Source organism: Sporolactobacillus inulinus (assembly GCF_006539285.1).
GTDB lineage: Bacteria > Bacillota > Bacilli > Bacillales > Sporolactobacillaceae > Sporolactobacillus > Sporolactobacillus inulinus.
This window is the reverse complement of the sequence record NZ_BJMS01000131.1, coordinates 1-6,250: the sequence shown is the minus strand read 5'-3', so window position 1 is coordinate 6,250 and position 6,250 is coordinate 1. Positions and strand designations below refer to the sequence as shown.

7 protein-coding genes, 1 tRNA gene and 1 other RNA gene are annotated in these 6,250 nt (G+C 48.0%); all 9 read right to left on the bottom strand.

The genetic code is table 11. The features are described from left to right. Positions 1–273: 273 nt before the first annotated feature. The 9 genes from SIN01_RS13530 to uraA all read right to left on the bottom strand — a co-directional run bounded on the left by SIN01_RS13530 (position 274) and on the right by uraA (position 6,119). Positions 274–543 carry a pro-sigmaK processing inhibitor BofA family protein gene (locus tag SIN01_RS13530; protein WP_010026190.1) on the bottom strand — a complete coding sequence of 90 codons (270 nt, stop codon included), beginning with the start codon at positions 541–543 and terminating at the stop codon, positions 274–276. Between the two features lie 92 nt (positions 544–635). After that, positions 636–854: a YaaL family protein gene (locus tag SIN01_RS13525; RefSeq protein WP_010026189.1), complete on the bottom strand. Its 219-nt coding sequence runs from the start codon at positions 852–854 to the stop codon at positions 636–638. A gap of 51 nt (positions 855–905) precedes the next feature. Then, positions 906–1,502, bottom strand: a complete 597-nt coding sequence (gene recR, locus SIN01_RS13520; RefSeq protein WP_010026188.1) for a recombination mediator RecR — start codon at positions 1,500–1,502, stop codon at positions 906–908. A 104-nt stretch (positions 1,503–1,606) separates the two neighbouring features. Next, the gene (locus SIN01_RS13515) at positions 1,607–1,921 is read right to left on the bottom strand and encodes a YbaB/EbfC family nucleoid-associated protein (protein WP_039746156.1); all 315 of its coding nucleotides are present in this window, start codon (positions 1,919–1,921) and stop codon (positions 1,607–1,609) included. Between the two features lie 20 nt (positions 1,922–1,941). Continuing rightward, positions 1,942–3,651 carry a DNA polymerase III subunit gamma/tau gene (gene dnaX, locus SIN01_RS13510; RefSeq protein WP_010026186.1) on the bottom strand — a complete coding sequence of 570 codons (1,710 nt, stop codon included), beginning with the start codon at positions 3,649–3,651 and terminating at the stop codon, positions 1,942–1,944. A 162-nt stretch (positions 3,652–3,813) separates the two neighbouring features. Then, positions 3,814–4,080: signal recognition particle sRNA large type (gene ffs / locus SIN01_RS13505), an RNA gene on the bottom strand. 20 nt (positions 4,081–4,100) lie between these two features. Continuing rightward, positions 4,101–4,193 (bottom strand) — tRNA-Ser (locus SIN01_RS13500). A gap of 60 nt (positions 4,194–4,253) precedes the next feature. Next, entirely contained in the window at positions 4,254–4,742 is a 489-nt protein-coding gene (tadA, locus tag SIN01_RS13495; RefSeq protein WP_010026185.1) for a tRNA adenosine(34) deaminase TadA, read from the bottom strand. Between the two features lie 105 nt (positions 4,743–4,847). Next, positions 4,848–6,119: a uracil permease gene (uraA, locus tag SIN01_RS13490; protein ID WP_010026184.1), complete on the bottom strand. Its 1,272-nt coding sequence runs from the start codon at positions 6,117–6,119 to the stop codon at positions 4,848–4,850. Positions 6,120–6,250 lie beyond the last annotated feature (131 nt).

Below are 6,250 nucleotides of genomic sequence, written 5' to 3'. Positions count from 1 at the left end.
AAAAACCCTTTATTCACGCTTGGCTTTTGTTTAGTTTTCAAGGAACATTCTTCGCTGTGTTGTTCCCAACAGCATCTTTTAAATAATAACATGTTTCCGAAGGGAAGTCAACAACTTTTTTTCGTTTCATTGTCCGCTGTAATTCAGCGACAAGAAATATATTAACATGGATTCACTTACGAGTCAATATATTTTTTTAGCCTCTGATGAGCGGCAAAAATTATCTTATCATCTACATCGAGCAACGTCAAGCACTTTTTTAACGGTTTCCGTTCAAACACCTAGTGAGAACTTTATGATAATCAATGCAGCAAGTCCCGGAAGTCCTAAGAGGCCGCTTACTGCGGCTGTTGCAAGGTTGATCGGAATATGCATGCTAAACGATTCGCCGATAACATTCAGCAAAAAGAGAAGCAGCGCGCCGACAACAAGCCGAACCGCCAATTTGCCGATCCAGCGCATTGGGTGAGCTGATGCCCCCGCAACAATCATAATCAAAAATACTACAAGGATGCCGATAACCAAAAAAAGATAACGACTCAAAAGACATGCCTCCCACCTAATAATATCGAAAACTGCGGTTGTCCTACAGTTATTCCATATATAGGATATGAAAGCATGTCCCGTTTAGAACCTTATTTGTCGATAAACGTCTTTCGCTCACGAAATTCTTTTAAAAGATAGAAATATTTTGCTTCTGCAAGTTTCAATTGATGCAGCACTTCGTCCGAGGGATCAATACTTGCATCAATAATCTTTTTCTTAGTCATCCATTCATCATTGCATTGATGAAGCAGATTCAAAAATGATTGGTCTAGCTCTTTGCGCAATGTGCCTTTTTTTCTGCCAAACATGGCACCACCATCTCCAATAATCTCGCTTCTTCACCCATGAAATGCTTACTGTCAGAGTTCTCTACGTCCTTCGAGTGCTTTAGAAAGCGTCACTTCATCCGCGTACTCTAAATCACCGCCTACTGGAAGGCCGTGTGCGATGCGCGAGGTTTTGACACCAATCGGTTTGACGAGCCGAGAGATATACATTGCCGTTGCCTCGCCCTCAACCGTTGGATTGGTTGCAAGAATAATTTCTTTTACTTGTTCATCTTCAAGCCGTCGAATCAGTTCAGCGACCTTAATGTCTTCCGGGCCAACGCCGTCCATAGGCGAGATCACTCCATGCAGTACATGGTAGACCCCATGATAGTCGCGCATCTTCTCCAGTGCTACGACATCTTTTGGATCCTGCACAACGCAAATGATCGAATGGTCACGAGAAGAGTCATCACAAACAGAACACGGATCATGGTCACTAATGTTCTGGCATTCCGAGCAGTAGACCAGTTTACGCTTCACATCAACAAGCGAACGCGCGAAATCCATCACATCATCTTCATTCATATCTACCGCAAAAAACGCTAGTCGCACTGCCGTTTTGGGACCGATCCCTGGTAATTTCATAAAACTGTCGACTAATCGCGCAATCGGTTCAGGATATTGCATTCCTGGTCTTCCTTTCGCTCTAGTAAATCTTCATATAAAGGAACGGACCGCGCATTTCTTAACAGAAATCGCCGTCCTCATAGACTTCCATTCATGCTCTCAACTTAGAATCCCGGCAAGTTCATCCCTTGAGTAAACTTGCCAAGTCGTTTGGCCGAGAGTTCATCCGCGTGGGTCAGCGCATCGTTCACAGCCGCAACGATCAAGTCCTGAAGCATTTCCACATCATCAGGGTCGACCGCTTCGGGCTGAATCGCGACATCAACAATTTGCTTCTGTCCGCTTGCTTTTACAGTAACTACTCCGCCGCCTGCTGTTCCCTCAACAATTTCTTCTTTCAATTTATCTTGCGCTTCTGCCATTTGTTTCTGCATTTTTTGTACTTGGCGCATCATGTTATTCATATTTCCGCGCATCATACGAATCGCCTCCACGGTTTTTAGTCTTTTATATCGAGCAAATCAGGACCGACAAGCTTTTTTGCCTCAGCAATAATCGAGTCTTCTTCTTGCTTCTCACCATCGCTGTCCTCGTCTTGATTTGATTTCGAACGTTCAATATATGCCTTTTTCAACTTTTTCCAAGCATCCTCCGGAATCGGATACATCACTTTTTGCTTGTGGGTAACATCCTGTACAATCGATTGAACAAGTCCCAGGAGATTATTTTTATTTTCCATAACCATCTGGCAGTGAAAGTCATACTTGAACGCCTGAACAAACCCTTGTGCGGAGCTGGCTACCGGCTGACTCTCAAGCATCCAAGCATGAGCCGCCACATTTTCTGACCGGATTTTCGCCATAACTTTCGCCCAAGCTGAGCGCAGCTCAATCAGATCTTCTTTGGTTGCGTCCTCAAGCACACGATTAATATGTGCGGTCGGGATGCGCAGCCCGCTGTTACGCCGCGGCGCACGTGCGCGTTTCGTTTCCTGTTGCACAGGCTGCTGAGTCACCCCCGGTTGAGGGGCGGCAGACATGAGCTTTACCTGGCGTTCAAGGGCGTCCACGCGTTTCGCTAATGCATCTGACCCAGCACCGGCTTCTATGTCGGTGGCTTGCACTTCAGATTGCTCACATAGACGAATCATCGCCATCTCTAGTAAAATCCGCGGATGGTTGGTCCGCTTCATGTCCAGAAAAGCACGGTTTAATTGGTTAATGACATGAAAAATGGTTCCTGAGGAAATGGTTTCCGCCTGCTTCCGGAACGCATCATCAACACGCGGACGCGACAGCAACTCTTCAAGCTGCGGCGACGTTTGGTACAGCAAAAGATCACGGTAATAATAGATCATCTGTTCCATCAAGCGCAGCGGATCTTTGCCCTGATCGAGCAGTGCGCCGATTTTGCCGACTGCCGCAGCGGCATTGTTTTCCATCAGTAATTCGATCAGTTCACGAATCATCTGATCGGCGACCATGCCGGTCACATCAAGAACATCTTGAACGGTTATCGCCGCTTCGCTGTAGGCAGCCGTCTGATCAAGTACGCTGAGTGCATCGCGCATCCCGCCTTCACTTGCCTTGGCAATCAGCTGCAGCGCCTCATCTTCTGCCTCAAGATGCTGGTCTTGAACAACAAAGCGGAGCCGTTGAAAGATTTCTGACGAGGGAATGCGACGAAAATCAAACTGCTGACAGCGTGAAATGATCGTCAGCGGAATTTTTTGAGGTTCGGTCGTCGCAAGAATAAATACAGCATGTTCCGGCGGCTCCTCAAGTGTTTTCAACAGGGCATTAAACGCACCTGTAGACAGCATATGCACTTCGTCAATGATATAAACTTTATACCGTACTTCGCTCGGCGCATACTTCACTTTGTCGCGAATGTCGCGAATTTCATCGACACCATTATTTGAGGCTGCGTCGATTTCAATCACATCGGCAATGCTGCCGGCTGTGATGCCGCGGCAGGCCGCACATTCGTTACATGGCTCTGACGTCGGTGCCTGTTCACAGTTAATGGCTTTCGCAAATATTTTCGCGGCACTCGTTTTTCCTGTTCCTCGTGGTCCGGTGAATAGATATGCATGGGAAAATTGCTGTTTGGTCAGCGCGTTCTGTAGAGTCTGAGCGATATGCTGCTGGCCGGCCAGATCATGAAAGGTCTGGGGCCGGTAGACTCGGTACAGCGCTTGATAAGCCATCTTTCTCCCCCTCTCACCGAATGCACTCGGCTTTAATTAACAGATACACGTTCATTATACCGATAACTGAGCATGAAAGAAACTGCCGCACACATCTTTCTCTATAAAAACAAGAGCCGCCGAAGCTCTGCTTCGACAGCTCTTGTTGCAATTATTTTAACGCCGTGCACCTTTCGTCGATCAAGACACCATGAGCGTTTCTCAAGTCGCCGGCTCGGCCCAGGCAGCCCCGCGGCACACGAAAGGTCTCACTTACTGCTGCTTCCTTCCGGACCTGACAGGGTTCATGAGTTTCCGTTGCGCGGGACCCAGACGTCAACACCACGTGCTTGAGGCTGCCTCACAGTATCGAGACCTCGTGAAAGGAATTCAACCTCGCTACAGCGGATTGCGAGTTACAGGGCACCGCTACCTCCCCATCTAGCACGGCTGATTGGATAACAAATTAATGGCGGAGGCGAGAGGATTTGAACCCCCGCGGCGCCGAACGACGCCCTAACTGATTTCGAGTCAGTCCCCTTCAGCCACTTGGGTACGCCTCCACAGCCAAATATCGTAACGCAGAATAGTTTACCACAGACTAACGGACAAGTGCAAGCAAATCATGTATTGTCGGTTTCACACATCTTCTTCTTTCTCTCCCTCAGTTTTCGAAAAAAATCACTGAGCATTGCACTACACCGTTCGCTGAGCACGCCTGCTTCAACTTCGGCACGGTGATTGAAACGCTCCTCCTGAACCAGATTCATCAGTGTGCCCGCACATCCCGCCTTGGGATCTGACGCGCCATAGACCAGGCGATCGATCCGCGACAGAACAATGGTACCGGCACACATTGGACACGGCTCTAGCGTCACGTACAGCGTGCATCCGGACAGGCGCCAGGTTCCCAATTTTCGGCTTGCCTGTTCAATCGCCATCAACTCGGCATGTGCGGTTGGTTCCTGAAGCAGCTCGCGCTTATTATAACCTGCTGCTAGGACTGCGCCGTCCTTAACAATCACTGCCCCAATCGGCACCTCGCCAATCGCTTCTGCTTTCTTCGCCTCCGCAATCGCTAACGCCATAAACCGTTCATCCACGATGCACATGGACATTCCTCCTGTCTGATCAGCAGTATACCGAATGTCATCGATGAATACAAATAGAAAAAGACGCCCCCATCCAGAGAGAGCGTCTTACAATCCGATCTTCAGTTATTCTTCATCGTTCGACAGATGCAGCTTGTTGATCAGTGCAAAGAACAAGCTGAGCAGCACGCCGACAAGCGTTGCCAGACCCATACCGTTTAGCGGCACTTTGCCAATATTAATGGTCACACCGCTCAATCCGGCTGCAAAAATCACCGTTGCCAGGATAATATTCTGGGCCTTAGCGAAATCCACCTTTTTCTCAACAAGAATACGGAACCCGTTTGAAGCAATGACACCGTACAAAATCAGCGAGATCCCGCCGATCACTGCCGAAGGAATCGACGTAATCAATGCTGAAAGCTTACCAACAAAAGAAAGAATAATCGCAATCACCGCCGCTCCGCCGATCACCCAAGTCGAATAGATTTTTGTTATTGCCAAGACACCAATGTTTTCACCATAGGTTGTATTCGGTGTCGATCCAACAAATCCGGAAATCACGGTCGAAATCCCGTTACCGAACATCGAACGGTCAAGACCAGGATCCTTAATCAAATCTTTGCCAACAATATTGCCTGTAACCATTAAGTGTCCAATATGTTCCACGATAACAACGAGTGCTGCCGGAAGAATAATCAGAATGCTGGCAGTATTAAAAGTCGGCGTATAAAAATGTGGCAACGACAACCAGTCTGCATGCATCACCGGCTTGAAATCGAGAATGCCCGCCGCCCAAGCAAATAAATAGCCGGCAACAATGCCGATCAAGATCGGAATGATCTTCAAGAATCCACGCAAGAGCACCCAGCCGAGAATCGTGATCAGGATCGTCAGCAGCGAAACAAGCACCGTCTTCGGATCCATCGTCCAATTGGCAGCGCCAGCCGGGGCAATCAGACCGGCGCTTTGCGCTGCCGTTGGAATCAGCTGCAGCCCGATGATGGCCACAATGGAGCCCATTGTCACCGGAGGAAAAACAACATCAATCCATTTCGTGCCAACAAGATGAATGATCAGCGACACAACCATAAAAACCACCCCGACAGCAATAAAGCCGCCAAGCGCCGCCTGATAACCATGCGTGCCGATGACCGCAAGAACCGGAGAAATAAATGCAAAACTTGAGCCCAGATAAGCCGGAATCTTTCCGCGGCAAATGGCTAGATAGAGCAGTGTGCCGATTCCGTTCATGAGCAGAATCGTCGCCGGATCTACCTGGAAAATAAGCGGAACCAGTACCGTTGAGCCGAACATTGCAAATAAGTGCTGAAAACTTAAAGGAATACTTTCAATTAAAGGTAGCTTTTCGTCTGTTTGAACAATACGACTCGCCACTCGAATCCCCTCCATTATGTATAATTTTGTCTAACTTTTTAAGTATACCGAAGCCTTGTGGCCTTTAAAAGATTAAGTTCAAAAAAATTTTTGCCGCAAGAAAAACCGGGCAAAAAGCGCCCGGTCCTTAC

Coding starts and splice junctions, on each gene's coding strand:
- SIN01_RS13525 (WP_010026189.1), bottom strand. CDS start 854: ATGTTTGGCAGAAAAAAAGGCACATTGCGCAAAGAGCTAGACCAATCA.
- recR (WP_010026188.1), bottom strand. CDS start 1,502: ATGCAATATCCTGAACCGATTGCGCGATTAGTCGACAGTTTTATGAAA.
- SIN01_RS13515 (WP_039746156.1), bottom strand. CDS start 1,921: ATGATGCGCGGAAATATGAATAACATGATGCGCCAAGTACAAAAAATG.
- dnaX (WP_010026186.1), bottom strand. CDS start 3,651: ATGGCTTATCAAGCGCTGTACCGAGTCTACCGGCCCCAGACCTTTCAT.
- tadA (WP_010026185.1), bottom strand. CDS start 4,742: ATGTGCATCGTGGATGAACGGTTTATGGCGTTAGCGATTGCGGAGGCG.